The following is a 20,318-nucleotide window of genomic DNA, read 5'->3' on the forward strand; positions in this document are numbered from 1 at the left end:
AACTAGGAAAAAATATAGAAATTAGGTAGCTAGATGTCATCAAAGGTTATTGTTACAATTTTCGGTGCGAGTGGAGATTTAGCTAAACGCAAACTCTACCCTTCCCTTTTCAGGCTCTATAAATCAGGCAATCTCTCTGAGCATTTTGCTGTTATCGGAACAGCTCGTAGACCTTGGAGTAAGGAATATTTTGAATCTGTAGTTGTCGAGTCCATCCTTGACTTGGCAGATAGTACCGAGCAAGCCCAAGAATTTGCTAGCCACTTCTACTATCAAAGCCATGATGTGAATGATACGGAACATTACATTGCTTTGCGTCAATTACAAGCTGAGCTGAATGAAAAATACCAAGCTGAACACAACAAGCTCTTCTTCTTGTCTATGGCACCTCAGTTCTTTGGAACCATTGCCAAGCACCTCAAATCTGAAAACATTGTCGATGGCAAAGGTTTTGAGCGCTTGATCGTTGAGAAACCATTTGGTACAGACTACGAAACAGCGAGCAAGCTCAATGAAGATCTCCTTGCGGCCTTTGATGAGGAGCAGATCTACCGTATCGACCATTACCTAGGTAAAGAGATGATTCAGAGTATCTTTGCTGTTCGTTTTGCCAACATGATTTTTGAGAATGTTTGGAATCGCGAACACATCGATAATGTTCAGATTACCTTTGCAGAGCGCTTGGGTGTAGAAGAACGTGGTGGCTACTATGATCAATCTGGCGCCCTTCGTGATATGGTGCAAAACCATACACTCCAACTCCTCTCTCTTCTAGCCATGGACAAACCAGCTAGCTTTACAAAGGATGAGATTCGTGCTGAAAAGATAAAGGTCTTTAAAAACCTCTATCATCCAACTGAGGAAGAATTGAAAGAACAGTTTATCCGTGGTCAGTACCGCTCTGGTAAAATCGATGGTATGAAATACATTTCCTATCGAAGCGAGCCAAATGTCGATCCTGAATCTACAACAGAAACCTTTGCATCTGGCGCCTTCTTTGTAGATAGCGATCGTTTCCGTGGTGTTCCCTTCTTCTTCCGTACTGGTAAACGCCTGACAGAAAAAGGCACTCATGTCAATATCGTCTTTAAGCAAATGGACTCTATCTTTGGAGAGCCTCTTGCTCCAAACATTTTGACAATCTATATCCAACCAACTGAAGGCTTCTCACTCAGCCTCAATGGGAAGCAAGTCGGTGAAGAATTTAACCTGGCACCAAGTTCTCTGGATTACCGTACAGATGCTACTGCTACTGGAGCCTCACCAGATCCATACGAGAAATTAATCTACGATGTCTTGAACAACAACTCAACCAATTTTAGCCACTGGGATGAGGTAAGTGCTTCTTGGAAATTGATTGACCGTATTGAAAAACTCTGGGCTGAAAACGGAGCTCCACTCTACGATTATAAATCTGGGAGCATGGGACCACAAGCTAGCTTTGACTTACTTGAGAAGTATGGAGCCAAATGGACCTGGCAACCAGATATCGCCTATCGTGAAGATGGACGTTTAGAATAGCAAAAATATCCTGCAAGATTAACTTGCAGGATATTTATTTTGTATTAAATCAAGCCCTCTAAAAGACCCTTCATAAAGTTTTCTGAGTTAAATTCCCCTATATCATCGATTTTTTCACCGAAACCAATCAATTTTACAGGGATATTGAGTTCTTCTCGAATGGCTAGTACAACACCACCTCGGGCAGTTCCATCAATTTTTGTCAAAACAATTCCTGTCAATGGTGTTATCTTAGAAAATTCCTTAGCTTGTACCAAGGCATTCTGTCCAGTTGACGCATCAAGGGCCAGGAAGGTTTCATGAGGTGCTTCAGGAACGACACGTTTGATAATACGACCAATCTTTTCCAACTCGGCCATAAGGTTGTCCTTGTTTTGCAGACGACCTGCTGTATCAATCATAAGGATATCAATCCCTTCTGCTACAGCACGTTCCATCCCATCAAAGACTACACTAGCTGGATCAGCCTTTTCAGGCCCCGTCACAACAGGAACATCAACACGACGGCCCCATTCAGCTAGCTGAGCAACAGCTCCAGCACGGAATGTATCTGCCGCAACCAACATGACCTTCTTGCCAGCTTGTTTGTAGCGATGAGCCAATTTCCCGATAGAAGTTGTTTTCCCAACACCATTAACACCAACAAAGAGCATGACTGTCAAACCATCTTGAAAATGGATTTGCTCATCGTAGTTGCCATCCTTCTCATAGAGTTCAACCAATTTCTCGATAATGACACGACGGAGTGCGTCTGGCTTCTTAGCGTTTTCTAATTTGGCTTCATAACGTAGTTCTTCTGTTAAGTTTGAAGCGACCTGCACACCGACGTCACTCATGATGAGCAGTTCTTCCAATTCCTCGAAGAATTCTTCATCGACTGAACGGAAGTTGGCAAAGAAGGCATTCAAACGAGCACCGAATCCCGTACGAGTTTTCTTGAGACTGCGGTCATATTTTTCCTGAACGGTTTCTTCAACCTGAGGAAGTTCTTCTTCTACAACTTCAGACGTTAGTTCTTCTTCAGTTTCTAGAGATTCTTGGCTCTCTACTCCTAGAACTTCTTCTGTCTCTTGGATTTGCTCCAATTCATCAGCTTCTAGCTCAGGCTCCTCTTGGTATGTTTCCTCAACCAGTTCTGGTTCAATAACTTCTTCTGTCGAGAACTGAGGAATTTCTTCTTGAGCAGGTGTTTCTTCCACTTTTTCTCTTGTTGTCTCTTCCTGACTTGTTTCTTCGACTGACGTCTGGTTTTCTTCAACCTCTTCTGACAAATCAAGATTTTCCAGAGCTTCTTTTACAACATCTTCAATTTTCGGCTCTTCTTTTTTTCCGAATAGACGGTCAAATAATCCCATATTCTAGTTCTCCTTTAACACGTATTCTTCGATAGCCCAAGCAACGGCTTCCTCGTCGTTGGTCATCGGGGTAATCACATTGGCAACTGCCTTAACTGCTGGAACTGCATTTTGCATGGCAACTCCCAAACCTGCCCACTCAATCATGGAAAGGTCATTGGCCTCGTCCCCACAAGCCATGACTTGACTTTGGTCGATACCTAGGTGTTTAATTAATTCCGCTAAACCTGTTGCCTTGTGGACGTTTTTCGGTGACCATTCCAATAAGAGTTCACGCGATTTGAAGATTTCATATTGGTCAAACAAGTCTGGAGAAATCTTTTGAATGGCCGCATCCAAGGGTTCTTGGGGGAAGGCAGTCACACATTTATTATAAGTTATCTGACTAGATAGCTCTTCAAAAGCGACAGGTACGAAAGTCAGGGCTGGGTTGAACTTAGCATAGAGACTTTCTTGGTCTGACTGGATTTGGTAGACTGTACCTTCTGAAATAGCATCTAACGGAAGTCCGAGTTTTTCAGTTTCCTCGTATAATCGCGCCACATCGTCGATTGAAAAGACGGTTTTATCTAGAATCTCTCCCGTGTTTTTCTGCACCAGACCACCATTAAAGGTGATGGTATACTCATCCTCCTGACCGTCAGTCCCTAGCTCATGGAGAAAGAAATCCATAGCCTTTAGAGGACGACCTGTTGTCAGAACGACCTTGATGCCACGGTCACGCGTAGCTTTGAGGACCGCCTTGGTACGATCTGTCAGCTTTTTATCCGTTGTCAGCAAAGTGCCATCCAAGTCCAGTGCAATCAATTTAATATCCGCCATTACAAGCCCTCCATATAAGCCATCACTGATTGGTCCTTATGGTGGCCAATCACTGCTTCTGCTAATTCTAAAATCTCTGGTCGCGCATTTTCAGGAGCGATTGGGTGCCCAACAACCTGCATCATATGAAGGTCATTGAGATTATCGCCAAACGCCATAACCTGATCCATGGTTAGACCCAGTTTTTTTGCTAGCTCAACAATAGCCACACCCTTATCAACGTAGTCCAAGACAATATCGATGGATTCATAACCTGTTGTCATGGCTTTCACACCAGAAACATTTTCGTTGACCCAGGCCTCTCCAGCTTCTATCGTTTCTTCTGTGAAGTTGGTGGTGAATTTAAAAATCTCATCCGTGATATCTTCTAAACTCGCTACTTTTTGAATATTTTCATTGTAGTGACGACTGAACATCAGATAGGTCTCATCCACTGTATCCAAAACATAACAAGCTTTTTTCCCAGTCAGTAGCATTTTTCTTTCATCAAAATAGGGTGATTTCTTTAAAGCTTCAAAAGTGCTCAAGTAAAAATCCCGAGACATAGTAGCCTCATACATATCCTCACCATGAAACTCAACATAGCTCCCGTTTTCAGCTATAAAAATCACTTCATCACGCACATCCGGAAACAACTTTTTCAGGGACAGAATGCCACGACCTGAAGCCACTGCAAAATAAATCCCCTTTTCCTTGTAAGAAACAAGTACGTTTTTGAGGCGTTCCATATCAAACCGCCCCTTTCCGTCAAGAAAGGTTCCGTCCATATCCGTTGCTACAAGTTTAATCATAAAATCCTTTATTCTCCAATTGATAAATCTATCTTCTATTATACCATAGATAAGTTTAAAAAGGTCCAGTACAGTAGGATAGCACTACTTTTTCGGAGAAACTTCAAAGGACCTAAAAATTAGAATCGTAGAACTTTTTTCAGATAGTTTAAAAAGTTTGTATTCCCCTACTCTTTTCTCTATAATGGAGAGAAAGGAGATGACTATGACAGAAATAAAACATGAAATTGATGCTAACTTTGCAGGACGACTCAATATCCTACGCGCAGGTGTTCTGGGCGCCAATGATGGAATTATTTCCATCGCTGGAGTCGTTATCGGCGTTGCCAGTGCGACAAGCAATATCTGGATTATCTTTTTATCAGGTTTAGCGGCTATCCTCGCTGGTGCTTTCTCTATGGCCGGTGGCGAATATGTCTCTGTATCCACTCAGAAAGACACGGAAGAAGCCGCTGTTGCTAGAGAACAGTTGCTCTTGGATAAGGATATCGAATCTGCAAAACAATCCCTCTATGCTGCCTATCTTCAAAACGGTGAGTGTGAAACGTCCGCTCAACTTTTGACCAACAAGGCCTTTTTAAAAAATCCACTCAAAGCCTTGGTTGAGGAAAAATACGGTATCGAGTACGAAGAATTTACCAATCCTTGGCATGCTGCTATCTCTAGCTTTATTGCCTTTGTACTGGGAAGTCTTCCTCCTATGCTTTCAATCACCGTCTTTCCAAGTGACTATCGTATTCCTTCTACTGTTTTTATCGTGGCCCTTTCCCTTCTCGTCACTGGCTATACCAGTGCTAAACTAGGCAAGGCTCCTACGAAAACAGCTATGATCCGCAACCTCTGTATCGGACTTCTGACCATGGGCGTAACCTTCCTCTTGGGACAACTCTTTAGCATTTAAAATAAAAGAAATACCTCGACAATCATCGAGGTATCTTTTTTACATTTGCACAATCTTGCGATAGCTTCTTGAGGTAATCATAAAAATCAAAACGTAGACGATGAGGAAGATCGCACAGATGGACAGAGTGACAGTCAGCATCATGGTTGCATCTAGCACCCCAATGACTTTTAGGATGAGACTAAGCATATGATAGGCAAAGGCAAGATGTAGGAAGGCAAAGAGCAAAGGGAGGAAGAAAACAGTTAGCACCTGTTTATTGATGGTTTGCTTGATTTGCTTTTGATCGAGACCGACTTTTTGCAAAATGATAAAGCGTTCACGGTCTTCATAGCCTTCAGAGATTTGTTTGTAGTAGATGACAAGAACTGTTCCCACCATAAAGATGATAGAGAGGAAGATACCGATGAAGAAGACTCCACCAAAGAGAGCACTCATCTGCGCACTGCTATCAGCTAGATTGCTTCCGTAAACATAGCTTCCTTCTTTGCTTAATTCTCTATTAAAATCACCAAGGAATTTTGAATAGTCGTTGGCAAGTTTGAGTTGCTCTTCCTCACTAGCTGTTACATTCATACCACCGTAGTATTGATTAAAGATGGAAGAATTAGGATGCTGGTCAAGAAAGACTTGTAGGTCAGGAACAACCAGATAGTTATAGTCCGAAGTTAGAATATTGTACTGATTTGGGACATGTTCAAGAATAAAATCTTTTTTGATTTCTTCTTTGATCGTGTAGGTCTGGTTATTTAGAGTCAGTTCTTTCTGTCCTTGAAGTTCTTTGTTTTTAGTAAACAATCCAACTTCCTTTCCTGAAAGTGCGAGTTTTTGCCCCGTCATATTCTCATAGTCTTTTTGGTCAAAGACCATAAAAACAGTTTTCGGTTGAACACGGTTTTGACCTTTGTCAAAGATTGTTAATTTCGTACCTTCTTGATTTGCTACACCAAAGCTACTGTATGTAAGAACTTCTTTCTTTGTAACAGTCAATCCCTTATCACTAGCATACTGGTCTAGGAGTTTATTTATGTCTTCTTTTTCAATATTCTGTCCTGTAATTCCAAAATCATGTGGATTCATGACTTTCTTGAAAGTTTCAGAGCCTTTAAAGATACTCGTTGCAGCAGACATTGTCACCAAGACCATGGTTGAAAGAATAGCAATCGTTGCCAGACCAACCGCATTTTTCTTCATACGAAAAATGAGATTGGATACGGAAATCATGTTGTTAGGTTGGTAATAATAACGCTTGTTTTTCTTTAAGATTTGTAGGAAAACTGTGATTCCTGCATTGAAGAGAAGATAAGTTCCCAAAATTACCAACAAGACTGCTACGAAGAAAATCAGAACAGCAGAAAGTGGATTTTCAACTGTTACTGCTAGGTAATAACCAGCTCCCAAACTGATTAGACCTAGAATAGTTTGAAGGCCTAAGAAACGTCCTTTTTTCTCACCACTGGCCTTTTCACGAGAGAGTTGAAGGGCATTCATGCGTGCAATACGAAAGGCATTGATAAAAATCAGACCTAGGAAGATAGCTCCAAAGACGATGAGAACTAGGATAAAGACAATTGGTTGGAAAGTCGAAACGAGCTCCACTTTCATTTTCATCAGCTTCAGAAGAAGGGCAAAGATTAGCTTATCAAAGAGAGCTCCTAGACCGAGACCAGCTGTCAAGGTTAAGGAACCAAAAATAACAAGCTCCTTAAAAACCATACTGATCAAATGGCGCTTTTCAAGACCCAGCATACCATATACACCCAGCTCCTTGGAGCGGTTCTTCATGACAAAACTATTGGCATACAGGACAATAATTCCAGAAGCGATGGTAACAACCACCATACCAAGAGCGAGGGTCATAGAGATAGTTTCTCCCCCTCGGATCTTGCCAATATTAGGGTTAAGTGTCAATGAGTAAAAGAGATAAGTGATGGTCACAGCTAAGAGAACAGCTAAAGCAAAGGGATAGTAGAGTTTGCGGTTTTTAATTAAGTTCGAAACCGCTAACTTATTGGTCAATCGAAACATACTAATTCACCTCACTTGCCATAACAGTCAAGGTATCAGAGATTTCTTGGAACATCTGACGTTCTGTTTTCTCTCCACGGTAGATTTGGTTGTAAAGAATTCCGTCCTTGATAAAGAGAACGCGCTTGGCCCTGCTGGCTGCTGCCGTTGAGTGAGTTACCATAAGAATAGTTTGGCCACGCTCATTGATTTCATCAAATACATCGAGTAAGGCTGCAGATGACTTGGAGTCAAGGGCTCCTGTTGGCTCATCAGCAAGGAGAATTTCAGGTTCTGTGATGATGGCGCGTGCTACTGCCACCCGCTGCTTTTGACCGCCTGAGATCTCGTAAGGGTACTTCTCTTGCAATTGGTTGATGCCCAAATTTTCAGCTGTCACTACCAATTTCTTCATCATCTCCGTAATGGGTTTTCGAGATAAAACTAGAGGAAGTAAGATATTGTCCTTAACAGACAGGGTATCTAGCAGATTAAAGTCTTGGAAAACAAATCCCAACTTCTCACGACGGAAGCTAGAAGCCTGTGAATTTTTAATAGTGGCTGTGTCTGTTCCGTTTAGGTAAACCTGGCCTCGAGTTGGTTTATCCAGCATAGCTAGGATGTTGAGCAGGGTTGATTTCCCCGAACCAGATTCACCCATGATGGCAACATAGTCACCCTTTTCTACGGTAAAGTGAATATCTTTGAGTGCTTCGACTTGGTTTCCTTGGAAACGTGTTTTATAGATTTTTTGAACGTGTTTTACATCTAAAAGTGTCATGATTTTCTCCTTCTTAATATCCCATCAATTGAAACTGTGCTTGCATCATAGCGCATCCTAGTTGAACGCGCTCGATATCTTTTTGACTTGGTTTTCTTGTTTTCTTTTGTGAAATTCTTTTCATGGTTTTGCTCCTTTGTTCTTTATGAGTCTAGTTTATCGCAAAAAAAGGTAGCCTGCCATAACCTAACCTTACAAAAGAGACTTTAATCTTACATTTTTGTAAGATAGAAAAAAATTTAGAAATTTCACTAAAAGTATTGTACCATAAATGGGGAAACAAGAAGAAAACCCTTACAGATACAAGGGTTAAAATTCACTATTCAGTCTACATCAATCAGTAAGAAATGTAGCTACAATTTGATGATGTATTCTTTCAATTAATTATATTTCTATATAAGCAGAACAGTTTTCTTCTAAAGAAAATCGTCTTTTATCAACATAGTTAAATCTTTTGAAGTCAAATTTTCACTTTGATCAATTCGAACAGCTTGATTCATTATTAAATCTTCATAAAGATTTCGAACAAAACGACCGTTAGAAAAATTGGTAAGATTGCTTTCTAACTTATCATTAAAATAATTTAATAATATTTCTTTCAGCTTATCGTCTATCTGGTAGTCGTCTTTTCTTGCTAAAGTTTCAAGAATATCTAACAATTCCATAGAAGAATAATTTTCAAAATTAATAAAATAATTAAAGCGAGATTTCAAACCAGGATTTGATTCAAAAAAATGATTCATTGGATCAGTATATCCTGCAACAATAACAATTAAATCATCTCTTGAATCCTCTAAAGCCTTTGTCAATTCTGTTAAACATTCTCGCCCATATGAATCAGTATTGTCATTTTCTGTAATACTATAAGCTTCATCTATGAATAAAACGCCACCTTTTGCTTTTTCGATAACATTTTTTACTTTCAAAGCGGTTTGACCTTGGTAACCAGCAATTAAATCCGTTCTAGAGACTTCAGTAAAATGCCCCTTTGAAAGAAGGCCTAACTGATAATACATTCGACCTACAATTCTAGCTACTGTCGTCTTTCCAGTACCAGGATTCCCCATAAACGCCATATGTAAAGTTCTCTTTGGTACTTTTAGCCCAGACTCTTTTCTTTTGGACTGAACCTTTTGATATATAACTAACCTTGAAACTTCCTCTTTAACTTTTTGTAAACCAACTAATTGATTTAATTCCTTCATCAATTCATCCAAAGAAGAGTTGTTACGTTTTCCTAACTCCTTCCCTAGTATTTCAAAAAGATAAGAGTAACCTAAATAACAAGCTAAATTATCAGACAATTCTTTTAGCGTTTGACTTATCTTGCTTATTTTATTCTCTTTTTGAAATAAATACATAGATTTATATAAATCTGCTACTTTATTTGTGTCTGAATAATCAATTATAATCTCATTCACTTTTGTGAGAAAAGTCGACTCATTACCCAGTTGTCGATCCAATTTTTTGGCGCTCTCAATTAGCTTGTCACGAGATACAGTCATAATTTACCTCAAAAACATAAAAAGTAAAGTTATTAACAACATTCCAATAGATACTCCTGATACAATAAAGAGTGTAAGAAGACGATTTGAAATAAATTGAATTTGTTGTTTACTTTCTTTCAACTCTTTTCTGAGTTCTTCAATCTCAGCAGTGTGAGAGACTGTTTCCAAAGGAAGCTGACTAACAGTGCCCTCTAAGTTGACAATTCTATCATCTAGTGCAGAAAGTCGTTCCTCATTTTCGACGATAGAATTTTTACTTTTTTCTTCGTTAAATTTCTCTTTAAACTGCTTAAGAGCTTCTAAAGTTAATTTTTGTTTCTCTATGGTTTTATCAATACGAGCTTGTTCTTTCAGAATTTTTTTGTTGGTATGTTCAATGGCAGCTACAGAAGAAAGAATAGCTTGAATATAATCTTTATCCAGCGCTTCTAAAGCTTTATAAACTTGACCAAATTCTTCAATAAATGTTTGTTGATTATCATAAAATTTTGAAATGTAATTTTGAATTTGTTCAACTAACGTATTAAACTCGTTTCCTGTCACTCCATGTTCAGCAAACTCAAAACCGAAGAAATCATCGTGAGTTCTAACTTTATCAAAATACAGTTCATCTTGACTTTGTTCAGCAAACTCTTTCAGATGCTCTTTTGCTTCATCGAAATCATGTTTGCTAATGTTTATTTCAATTGTTTCTTGTTCTTGCTCAACTACTTCTTGTTCCATATTTATCTCCCTAATCTAATAATTCTTGTAATAAACTATCAATCTCATCAAAGTCACTTTTATCGTCTCTTGTAGATTCTTCAAAAATATCTGATAGCTTTTCTTTCATCATGGACGCAGCCATATCATGTCTTTCCTTAATAGTATTGATAACAGAATCTTTTTCTACTTGAAGCTTTATACTCTTTACATCTAGTAATTGATCTTTGATTACTAACATTTCATTATTTTGATCAATTTTCTTAGAACTTAATTCAGTAATCTGTTTATTGACAATTTGCTGATCAATCATTCTTAATACAAAAGCGCCAATTATTCCAGATAAAGTTGCTCCCATAAAAGTTCCAATCAGGCCACCGATAGTTCCCAAAAGTGGTATTGAAATAGCTAGGACTGGAAAACTAGCTGTGAGAGAAGCTCCTAAAGTTTCTCCTAGTACAATTGCTCCAGTAGCCGATAAACCCGCAACAACAATTTTTCCAACTTCTAAAATCATAATCTGAACACTTTTTTCTTTATTGTCCGGATTATTTAGATAATCAATAGCTTCTTTTAACGATTTCCAACCTTGGTGTATAAATGTCCAAGCTTTAAGAAAAGTGTTAATTACAGGTCCAACTATCGCAGAAGCAATCATCGTAATTACAGATTTACCAATGTTTAATAAGTGATTGGATAAGTTGTTTACAAATGAAATGATAGCCTCTTTTATCTTTTCAATAAAAGTCGATAAGTTTCTCTCTGTATCTTTAAGCCAAGAAATAAATTTTTTAATTAACTCTCGCAAAAATTCTGAAAGCAACTGTAAAAGTGCTGCTTTTAAAGCTTTTCCGGAAACTTTTAACGCCTCATCACGTCGTGATTTTTTACCAGATTGAATAGCTCGCTTTTCAGCTTCATCTTTTTTCTTGTCCAAATCATCCTTAGCCAGTTTATATTTTTCCCTCATTTGCTTTTCTTCTAATTCAGTCAAGTTTTGATTATCTTTTGGATACTGACCTTTAGAATTTGGATAATCGAGGTATTCCGGCACTGATTTAGACCCTTTTGCTCGATTTACACTGGCTCTCATCTCATTTAAATTTATATCGCTATTAGCAAAAGCATATTGTTGATCTTCTTCCATAAAAGCATTAACTTTACTGTCACGAATGATTTCACCAGCAGAAATAGTATGATCCATATCAGTCCCTTTTTCTTTTGAACCTTTTGGCCTATTTTTATCTAAAAACTCTCTGGCATCTTTTTTTATTGTATTTACTGTTTTCCCTGATCGAGTTGTATGAGTTCGAATATTTCCAAATTCATCTCTTTCAAATTTTTCTTGCCAATCTTTATATCTGTCCTCATATATACTTCTATCTGCGTTATGAGTAATAAATTTCCCTTTTTCAAAATTTTCAGCAGTTTGGATGTGTGCTTCTTTTCGTAAATCTAGAGTTTGGTCATGGTTGTCTATAATAAACTCTTCACCAATTTGAGCAGCTACTTGAAGCTGTACTTGTTCCCAAACTATATTCTCAATAGATTCTTGAAGATATTCGTTATTTTGTAATTTTTCTCTATCTATATCAAGTTGATCAATATGCTCAATAACATCCTTAAGATTACTCTCTAAAGAACTTTCTAATTGAAGTAATTCTTCATAATCAAAATCAAGGTCATTTACTTGCAATTCTAACAAATCGTTTTCGTTGGCCATTATAAAATCCTAACTATTCATTTTTAATATATTATAACATTTTATCTATTGATTTTACAATCACAAAAAAAGCTAATTCGCTATAGAATTAGCTTTTTATATACTCATGTTACCAAAACCAGCCATCATTGTCTTCAATGGCTTGGGCTTCCTTACGTTTGCGTGGTCCTGTTCCGTACATTTCGGCTTCGATTTCTTCCTTAGTTGGCAGGATAGAGGCAAGGATGATGTAGATTATCACACCAATTCCAAAATTTGCTACGGTAAAAATGGCGAAGAGAAAGCGGACTAGGGTTACATCAAAATTCCACTTGTCTGATAGCCCAGCTAAAACTCCTGACACCATACGATTTCGTCTCATTTTATAAAATTTTGTATTCATGATTGTTTCCTCTTTCGGTATTCTTACAAGTAGTATAGCATGAAACAGGTTCACAAACATCAGTCCTTAGGCCGATTTAAGATGACGAGTTTGCCACGGCAGACGCCACAGCGATAGCGTTTTGTATCAACCTTCCTCTTGCGTTGATAGCGTTGCTGGCAGTATTGGCACTGATAGACCAGGAAATTACTTTGGTCTTTCAAATGGGGAACAAAGCGCAGTCCATCCACTTCTTTCAAAAGTTCTTTAAAATCTCGGTCCTTATGTCGATAACCCTTTTTCTGAAAATAAAGGTGATAGTGACAGAGTTCATGGCGCACGATTTTGCGAAAGACTTCCAAACCTAGTTCATTATAAACCTTGGGATTAAAGTCCAAATGCCCATCCTTGGGGAAAAATCGTCCACCTGTCGTTCGCAGACGAGAATTCCACTGGGCTTGGTGGGTAAAAGGTCTACCAAAGTCTTCGAGGGAAACAGACTGAACGTACTCAGTCAGTTTCATCTGGAGCTAAGAGCGACAGATTGACTTTTTCACGTTCGGTATCGATTTTCTTGACCCAAACCGTTACCAAATCTCCGACTGATACCACTTGGCTGGGATGTTTGATAAATTTACGACTCATATGGGAAATATGAATCAAGCCGTCCTCGTGAATCCCGATATCAACGAAGGCACCGAAGTCAACGACATTCCGCACCACACCTTCCAGTTTCTGGCCGACTTTTAAGTCCTTGATATCCAGTACATCTTGACGGAGAACAGGTGCATCAAAAGAATCACGGAAATCTCGACCTGGTTTGAGAAGGTCAGCAATGATATCTTTAAGGGTTTCTGGACCAAGTTCTAGTTCTTGCGCCATTTCTTTGACTGAAAGGGACTTGAGTTTACTTTGAGCTTCTTCATTCAAGTCCTTGATATCCAAGCGTTTGAAGAGCTCCTTAACCGCAGCATAGTTTTCTGGGTGAACTCCTGTATTATCAAGGATATTGCTACTTTCCGGGATACGGAGGAAACCAGCGGCTTGCTCAAAGGCTTTGGCACCCAGACGAGGAACCTTCTTAATCTGATCGCGTGAAGTGATTTTTCCTTCTTCCTCACGGTATTTGACGATATTTTCAGAAATGGTTTTATTGAGTCCAGCTACATGGGAGAGAAGTGCTGGGCTGGCTGTATTGACATTGACACCGACCTGGTTAACCACCGTATCAACGACAAAGTCCAGACTTTCAGACAGTTTCTTCTGACTGACATCGTGCTGGTATTGCCCGACACCGATTGACTTGGGATCGATTTTTACCAATTCAGCAAGGGGATCTTGCAAACGACGGGCGATAGAGATAGCAGAGCGTTTTTCAACAGTTAATTCTGGAAACTCCTGACGAGCAAGTTCACTAGCAGAGTAGACAGAAGCGCCACTTTCATTGACAATAACATAGCTGACTTCTGGAAAATCTTTCAGAACTTCCGCCACAAAGGCTTCACTTTCACGACTGGCAGTTCCATTTCCGATAGCAATAATTTCTACACTGTATTGACCAATCAAGTCCGACAAATCTTTCTTGGCTTCTTCAATTTGACGAGCTGATGCTGGTTTTACTGGATAAATGACTTGAGTCGTCAGCATTTTCCCTGTTGCATCAACAACAGCCAGCTTGGCACCTGTACGAAAGGCAGGGTCAAATCCTAGAACCACGCGCCCTTTCAGCGGAGCAACCAATAGGAGATTACGCAGGTTGTCAGAAAAGAGTTGGATAGCCCCTTCTTCCGCCTTCTCAGTCAACTCTGTTCGAATGCGTCGTTCGATAGCAGGCAAGACCTTTTTCTTAACTGACTGTTGAACAACTTCATCTATATAGGCATTTTTCACCTTGAAACGGGCAGCAAAGAAAGATAAGATACGGTCCGTCGCATGTTCAAAGCCGACCTTCAAAATCCCTAGTTTCTCCCCACGATTGAGTGCCAAGGTACGATAACCTTGCATGTTGCCAACTGTCTCTGAAAAATCATAATAAATCTGAAAAACTTGTTTTTCATCAAGACTTTCATCTTTAACTTGCGAAGTGATTTTAGAGTGTCTCAGCACTTCCTGATAGGTCAGTGAACGCAAGGTCACATCTTCAGATAAGGCTTCGACCAAAATATCAACCGCACCAGCCAAGGCTTCTTGACCAGTCGCAAATCCTTCACAGACAAACTTCTCAGCTTCTTTCTCTAAACCATTTACATTCTGCAAGATCAAGCGAGCAAGAGGAAAGAGTCCAGCTTCACGAGCAATGGTTGCCTTGGTCCGACGTTTTTCCTTATAAGGAAGATAGAGTTCTTCTACGTCTGCTAATTTTTCAGCTGCCAAAATAGCTTCTTCCAATTCCTTTGTTAGCTTGCCTTGTTCTTGAATCTTAGCTAAGACAGCTTGCTTGCGGTCGTTGAGATTTGTCAGACTTTTATCCAGGTCAATAATAGCCTTAATCGCCACCTCATCTAGACTACCAGTCATGTCCTTCCGATAACGCGCGATGAAGGGAATAGTCGCCCCTTCAGCTGTTAAACTCAGAACGGTATCGATTTGCTTTAACGTTACACCCAAATCTTGGGAGATTTTTTCATATTTTTTATCCATAAACCTATTATACCATAAGGAACAAAGCTTGTTTCACCTTACCTGTTTTTACCTCTTTGATTATCAAAATAAAAATAATCCCTTTTCCGCAAAATAATAGTATAATAGAGGTAACATTTAGAAACGAGGTAGGCCCATGGCTGTAAAATTTACAAAAACAGATGACTTAGACAAGATGTTTGAAGAATTCGCCAAACTTCCTGACTTAACACAAGTCACTTTCCCAGATGACAAAAACAAAAAAGAAAAAGTTGAGAAGAAAAAATAGATGACGATTTTCCAATCTCTTCCTCCTAGTGTATTACAAGCGGGGGCAATCTTTCTCTCCATCATGATTGAAGCCCTCCCTTTTGTCTTGATTGGGAGTCTCATTTCGGGATTGATTGAGGTCTATATCACGCCTGATAAAGTTTATGAGTTTCTTCCTCGCAATCGTTGGGGGAGGATCTTTTTTGGTACCTTCATTGGCTTTCTCTTTCCTTCTTGCGAGTGTGGAATCGTTCCCATCATCAATCGTTTTCTGGAAAAGAAAGTGCCCAGCTACACAGCGGTTCCTTTTCTGGTGACTGCTCCCATTATCAATCCTATCGTTCTTTTCGCCACATATTCTGCCTTTGGCAATTCAATAAAATTTGCCTTTTTGCGAGCTCTGGGAGCCATTGTGATTGCTTTGGTTCTGGGGTTTTTCTTAGGATTTTTCTGGAAGGAACCCATTCAAAAAGAGAATCATATCTATTGTCATGAACATGACTTTTCACACTTGGCTCCTGCTAGAAAAGTCTTTCAGGTTTTTATACAAGCTATTGACGAGTTTTTCGATATGGGGCGCTATTTGGTCTTTGGCTGTCTCTTTGCGGCTATCGTTCAGGTCTATGTTCCGACTCGGATCCTGACCTCTATCAGTGCTAGTCCAATCCTTGCGATTCTCCTGCTTATGTTACTAGCCTTTCTCCTTTCCCTCTGTAGTGAGGCGGATGCCTTTATCGGTGCTTCTCTCCTCTCTAGCTTTGGTCTTGCTCCTGTTCTTGCCTTTCTGGTCATCGGCCCCATGCTTGATATCAAAAATCTCCTCATGATGAAACACTATCTCAAAGCGCGCTTCATCTGGCAATTCATGGGCATCGTGACTCTGCTTGTCTTGCTTTATTCTTACATGATGGGGGTGATGTTATGATTCGATTTATCATTCTACTGGGTTATTTTGCCCTAACTCTGTATCTGCAGCTATCTGGTAAGCTCAGCCACTACATTAACCTCCACTATTCCTATCTAATCTATATTTCTATGGTCCTTTCTCTTCTGTTGGCTCTGGTCCAATTCTACATCTGGATTAAGAAAATCAACTCTCACAGCCATATGGAAAGTCGTCGTGCTAGACAAATCAGCATCCTTTTACTGTCTCTACCTCTCTTGATTGGAGTTGCCTTTCCGACAGTAAGTTTGGACTCGAGAACCGTAACTGCCAAAGGCTATCATTTCCCACTCGCTGAGGGAATCGACACAGCTATTCAGGCAAGCGAGGGGACATCCAGTCAATACCTCAAACCCGATACCAGTACCTATTTTTCCAAATCTGCTTATGAAAAGGAAATGAGGACAACAGCTGACAAATACCTCTCCCAGCCAACCATTCAAATTACAGACGATAACTATATGGAGGTCATGGAAGTTCTCTATGACTACCCTCAAGAGTTTGAAGGAAAGAAAATCGAGTTTACAGGCTTCGTCTATAACGATCCTAGCCATGAAGATAGCCAGTTCCTCTTTCGCTTTGGAATCATCCACTGTATCGCAGACTCTGGAGTATATGGACTCCTGACCAAGGGGAACTCACGCCAGTATCCTGACAATACTTGGATTAGCGCTAGAGGAACCCTGACCCTCCACTACCATAAAGAACTCAAACAAAAACTCCCAACACTGGAAGTTGAGAGTTTCACAAAAGTAGACAAACCAGAAAATCCCTATGTGTATCGCGTGTTTTAAAAAACGAAATAAAAACATAAAAAACAAAACGAACAAGTTCTCTTCTGAATAACAGAAAAAGAGCCTGTTCGTTTTTTGTTATCTGAGTATTAATGATTTTTAGATTTAAATCTTATAACATTTTAAGTAATACAAGTAGCCCATTGAGAATAAGAGAGCCACTCATTAATCAGACTAGCGATTTCTCTAGGTGCTTCAGTATAAAGCTCATGGCCAAAGTTTTTTAGAAAAATAGTATCAAAATAGTCTGGCAATTCTTTCAGGGGTTCCTCTCTCCATGTAGCTTCATTAGGATAGCGAGGACTGATAAACAAAGTATCTTCCACTTCTCTCTTAAAAGCTTGGATTTTTCTTCGTAGGCGGAGAATCGTTTCTATATTTTCATAATTTATAGCTAACTCATATCTATTATACTCCGCATTCCAGTGATAAGACTGTCTTACAGCTTCCTCCATATTTTCTGACCAATACTTTGCTTCAGATTTCTCTTTAGAAATAAGAAGAGCTAAGTCTGAAACGACTTGAGATTCGATATAGTTTTTAGCTTCCTCTAACTCTGTATCTAAAGGTAAAATCTTATCTAAATCTAGATAGCTACCATCCAAAAGAATCAGTTTTGTCACTTCATAAAATTCCGATGCAAGATAACGCGCCAAATCTCCTCCAAGAGAATGACCTATCAGACATATAGATTCTTCCTCTACAATCTCATTTTTAAACCATGATTTCAATTCTGTTTCATCTCGAAGATGCTTTTCATATGGATTTAAAAAATAAACCTGCGAATCTAGTTCTTGAAGAAAATCCTTGCTATGATAGACATTGCTTCCCAGACCGCCAATAAAATATTTTTTCATTCTCTACTTAATACTATGCTTATTCATCTTTTGTTCAAAGATAGTTGTGATAATCTGACGCAATTCTTCGCGTTCTTTTTCTAAAATTTCACCACTTGTTTGAGCTGCAGCGTAAAGTTCAGGGTGTTCAATTGAAATACGTTTAATCGTACGTGTCGTCTCTTTGACATCGAACATACATTAGCTAGAGGGCTAGCCGGACTACAGTTACGAATTGAACAAATTATTCTGGCTCATAATTTACACTATTTTGAAATGAACTAGCACCATGGATAGATATCATATTTATCACCTATTTTTTATAAAACTTAAGAGGCAACTCTCTCCCTATTCGCACATTGAAATTACTCATTATTTTCTAAAATATAAGTATTCCAATAGTTTTCAATATCTTTATTAAGCTTCGGAGTTTTTCCTTGACTTAATTCCACTTTGTCAGGAAATTCAATGTTATCAAATAATGGTACTTCCTCAGCAGCTTTCATTTTTCGTCCAATATTAATATGCTCAATTAACTTATTCAGTGTATTTATCAACTGATTATAAAAATCTCCTTTAGACAAATCAGAATTTTGAGTAAGGTTTAATAGAAATTCACCTTTTTGATTAAGATAATCAGGAATCAGACCAAATTCATCAAAATTGATTAGATAATCTTCTGAACCTCGCGTTGCCCAAGCAGCACCCCCTTCAAACATACAATAATCTGAGTCTTTAAAATCCTTCGTAACATAAAAGAATAATAATGTATTTTTATTGACAATATTTTCTTTAGAAATTTCACCTAAGTTTTGCTTAATATCAATTTGAGGTGCATCCTCTTTACTTGTATAGAAAATCTCGTCTGAAGTAACACCAATCTTTTTTAATAAATAATAGAAAAAGTCTAATACATTCTTATTTCTTCGTGAATGGGAAAAGAAAATAGTATACTCGTTTTTAAAATTTTCTCCTTTGAGTTGTTGTACAACCCTATTTTTTATATTAAGATTTAGCTGATCCATTTCATCGGTACTAAAATTTTGAGACTTAAAATCATCAAATATTTTATCAATATTTTTAAAAGTCGATTCTTTAGCAATTTTTTCAGATTTTGTTCGTAAAGATTGAATCTCATTATTCATTTTATTTCTAACTTCTAATCTTGTACGAATTAAACTTGATACTTCTTGTTTTATTTTTTCTGCTAAATCCACTACTCGAGGATCATTTTCATCCATATTTTGTCTACTAGTCGTTGCAATATCTTTAAAGTTGTTGTCATCAAGAATGTCATAACCGATTTCACCTTCAATATAGTTTACAAAAGCTTGCGTATTATTAATTACTGGCAAAAAATTAGAGATAGCTAATTTATTTCTAACATAAATTCTAAGACTCAAAGGATTATATAACTTATTTTTCTTGAAATTAGTATCATTTAACTCCGTTGCTTCAGACGAATTTATAGTAGAGTGTATACCAATCCATCCAGTTATCTTACCAACCTTTGTTTTTTCTTGACCATCTTTGCTATATGTAAATTCTGTCCCTGTAGATTCTTTATAAACGACTTGAATATTATCCGAAAATTTTTTATCAAAGCCTTTTAAATTCAACTGATAGTTCTTATTTGAATATTTTTCTGATAACTCATCGTATGTTTCTTTATCAAAGCAAGTAATCTGTACCATGTTTTTAAATGGGATAGTTTTAATTACTTCAGTGTATTCTTTTTTTAAATCATTATCATTTTTTACAACTTTTAAAAATATCTTTTGTGAGTTTAGGTTAGACACAGTAAAATAATCAGATAGTGTAGAATTTAGCGTTTCTATAGATGCATCTCCATATCCTGTTAAATTTACCTTCTCCATTCTTATCATGGTTCCGGACTCATACTGTAAAAATTCACTATTATTGAAAGCATTAAAAGAAGAACTTGACATTTGAGGATTTTTAGTATCATTTTCTAATTCTGAATTTGGGAATTCCATTTCATATACTAATAATTCAGTATCTTTTTGTTTTGTAGCAACATAATAGTGATTGCTTAGATACAAAGCTGCAAGCTTACCTATTCCCTTTCTCCCCATAACACTTTCTGAATTTTTCTGATTTAAGCGCCTGTTTCTTCCAATTTTTATATAATTTTCTTTTAAATTATCATAAGACATCCCTTCACCGTTATCATAAACTTCAATCACAGAGTTACCTTTTTTTCTCATATCTATAGCTATATAAACTTCTGTAGAACCTGCATCTAAACTATTTGCAACTAGCTCAGAAAGTGCGGCCCATGCATTAGAATAAAGATTTTTCCCCAATAAACCTAATGCCATGTATGAAAAACTAAACTGTAAATCATTTTTATTATGCCCCAT

At 38.1% G+C, this 20,318-nt stretch carries 19 protein-coding genes and 1 pseudogene; 6 read left to right on the forward strand and 14 right to left on the reverse strand.

Features of this window, described 5'->3' with window-relative positions; all coding sequences use genetic code 11:
• The first annotated feature begins 33 nt into the window (after positions 1-33).
• Positions 34-1,521, forward strand: coding sequence for a glucose-6-phosphate dehydrogenase (zwf, locus tag KIH88_RS05065; protein WP_033585324.1), 1,488 nt, complete (start codon positions 34-36; stop codon positions 1,519-1,521).
• Positions 1,522-1,565: 44 nt separating this feature from the next.
• Here zwf and ftsY read toward each other — a convergent pair whose 3' ends face one another.
• From ftsY to KIH88_RS05080, 3 genes are read right to left on the reverse strand one after another with little or no spacing between them, the layout of a single operon-like run.
• Positions 1,566-2,876: a signal recognition particle-docking protein FtsY gene (ftsY, locus tag KIH88_RS05070; protein ID WP_084873169.1), complete on the reverse strand. Its 1,311-nt coding sequence runs from the start codon at positions 2,874-2,876 to the stop codon at positions 1,566-1,568.
• 3 nt (positions 2,877-2,879) lie between these two features.
• Positions 2,880-3,698 (reverse strand): Cof-type HAD-IIB family hydrolase, encoded by an 819-nt coding sequence (locus KIH88_RS05075; protein ID WP_084873172.1) that lies wholly within the window; start codon positions 3,696-3,698, stop codon positions 2,880-2,882.
• The gene (locus KIH88_RS05080) at positions 3,698-4,489 is read right to left on the reverse strand and encodes a Cof-type HAD-IIB family hydrolase (protein WP_084873174.1); all 792 of its coding nucleotides are present in this window, start codon (positions 4,487-4,489) and stop codon (positions 3,698-3,700) included. Before KIH88_RS05080 ends, KIH88_RS05075 begins: the two co-directional genes overlap by 1 nt.
• A gap of 205 nt (positions 4,490-4,694) precedes the next feature.
• Here KIH88_RS05080 and KIH88_RS05085 point away from each other — a divergent pair, with 205 nt between their 5' ends.
• Entirely contained in the window at positions 4,695-5,390 is a 696-nt protein-coding gene (locus KIH88_RS05085) for a VIT1/CCC1 transporter family protein (protein ID WP_084873176.1), read from the forward strand.
• A 39-nt stretch (positions 5,391-5,429) separates the two neighbouring features.
• Here KIH88_RS05085 and KIH88_RS05090 read toward each other — a convergent pair whose 3' ends face one another.
• The 8 genes from KIH88_RS05090 to KIH88_RS05125 all read right to left on the reverse strand — a co-directional run bounded on the left by KIH88_RS05090 (position 5,430) and on the right by KIH88_RS05125 (position 15,112).
• Complete coding sequence (locus tag KIH88_RS05090) at positions 5,430-7,418, reverse strand: FtsX-like permease family protein (protein ID WP_084873178.1); 1,989 nt, start codon at positions 7,416-7,418, stop codon at positions 5,430-5,432.
• 1 nt (position 7,419) lies between these two features.
• A complete protein-coding gene (locus KIH88_RS05095; protein WP_000173370.1) occupies positions 7,420-8,178 on the reverse strand; it encodes an ABC transporter ATP-binding protein in 759 nt (252 codons plus the stop codon).
• A gap of 416 nt (positions 8,179-8,594) precedes the next feature.
• Entirely contained in the window at positions 8,595-9,683 is a 1,089-nt protein-coding gene (locus tag KIH88_RS05100; protein ID WP_213987981.1) for an AAA family ATPase, read from the reverse strand.
• 3 nt (positions 9,684-9,686) lie between these two features.
• The gene (locus KIH88_RS05105; RefSeq protein WP_000434517.1) at positions 9,687-10,409 is read right to left on the reverse strand and encodes a hypothetical protein; all 723 of its coding nucleotides are present in this window, start codon (positions 10,407-10,409) and stop codon (positions 9,687-9,689) included.
• A gap of 10 nt (positions 10,410-10,419) precedes the next feature.
• A complete protein-coding gene (locus KIH88_RS05110; protein WP_001262749.1) occupies positions 10,420-12,111 on the reverse strand; it encodes a hypothetical protein in 1,692 nt (563 codons plus the stop codon).
• A 109-nt stretch (positions 12,112-12,220) separates the two neighbouring features.
• Positions 12,221-12,493 carry a PspC domain-containing protein gene (locus KIH88_RS05115; protein ID WP_001092797.1) on the reverse strand — a complete coding sequence of 91 codons (273 nt, stop codon included), beginning with the start codon at positions 12,491-12,493 and terminating at the stop codon, positions 12,221-12,223.
• A 59-nt stretch (positions 12,494-12,552) separates the two neighbouring features.
• Positions 12,553-12,996, reverse strand: coding sequence for a SprT family protein (locus KIH88_RS05120; protein WP_000778611.1), 444 nt, complete (start codon positions 12,994-12,996; stop codon positions 12,553-12,555).
• A complete protein-coding gene (locus tag KIH88_RS05125; RefSeq protein ID WP_213987982.1) occupies positions 12,983-15,112 on the reverse strand; it encodes a Tex family protein in 2,130 nt (709 codons plus the stop codon). Before KIH88_RS05125 ends, KIH88_RS05120 begins: the two co-directional genes overlap by 14 nt.
• 136 nt (positions 15,113-15,248) lie before the next feature.
• Between KIH88_RS05125 and KIH88_RS05130 the strand changes: the two genes are divergently transcribed.
• The 3 genes from KIH88_RS05130 to KIH88_RS05140 are packed head-to-tail and all read left to right on the forward strand — an operon-like array spanning position 15,249 to position 17,098.
• Positions 15,249-15,380 (forward strand): SPJ_0845 family protein, encoded by a 132-nt coding sequence (locus KIH88_RS05130; protein ID WP_000268697.1) that lies wholly within the window; start codon positions 15,249-15,251, stop codon positions 15,378-15,380.
• Positions 15,381-16,286, forward strand: coding sequence for a permease (locus KIH88_RS05135; RefSeq protein ID WP_213987983.1), 906 nt, complete (start codon positions 15,381-15,383; stop codon positions 16,284-16,286). It abuts the gene before it with no gap.
• Positions 16,283-17,098: a TIGR03943 family putative permease subunit gene (locus tag KIH88_RS05140; protein ID WP_213987984.1), complete on the forward strand. Its 816-nt coding sequence runs from the start codon at positions 16,283-16,285 to the stop codon at positions 17,096-17,098. The genes KIH88_RS05135 and KIH88_RS05140 overlap by 4 nt, the downstream gene beginning before the upstream one ends.
• Positions 17,099-17,220: 122 nt before the next feature.
• Here the strand turns inward: KIH88_RS05140 and KIH88_RS05145 are convergent, their stop codons facing one another.
• Together KIH88_RS05145 and KIH88_RS05150 are read right to left on the reverse strand one after the other, a co-directional pair.
• The gene (locus tag KIH88_RS05145; protein WP_213987985.1) at positions 17,221-17,955 is read right to left on the reverse strand and encodes an alpha/beta hydrolase; all 735 of its coding nucleotides are present in this window, start codon (positions 17,953-17,955) and stop codon (positions 17,221-17,223) included.
• Between the two features lie 3 nt (positions 17,956-17,958).
• The gene (locus KIH88_RS05150; RefSeq protein WP_213988249.1) at positions 17,959-18,132 is read right to left on the reverse strand and encodes a hypothetical protein; all 174 of its coding nucleotides are present in this window, start codon (positions 18,130-18,132) and stop codon (positions 17,959-17,961) included.
• Here KIH88_RS05150 and KIH88_RS05155 point away from each other — a divergent pair.
• Positions 18,097-18,219, forward strand: a pseudogene (locus KIH88_RS05155) (IS982 family transposase); the annotation flags it as partial. The gene KIH88_RS05150 and the pseudogene KIH88_RS05155 overlap by 36 nt on opposite strands.
• Positions 18,220-18,299: 80 nt before the next feature.
• Here KIH88_RS05155 and KIH88_RS05160 read toward each other — a convergent pair.
• Positions 18,300-20,318 (reverse strand): ATP-binding protein, encoded by a 2,019-nt coding sequence (locus tag KIH88_RS05160; RefSeq protein ID WP_213987986.1) that lies wholly within the window; start codon positions 20,316-20,318, stop codon positions 18,300-18,302.

It is taken from the genome of Streptococcus oralis, from assembly GCF_018448765.2.
Lineage (GTDB): Bacteria > Bacillota > Bacilli > Lactobacillales > Streptococcaceae > Streptococcus > Streptococcus oralis_BM.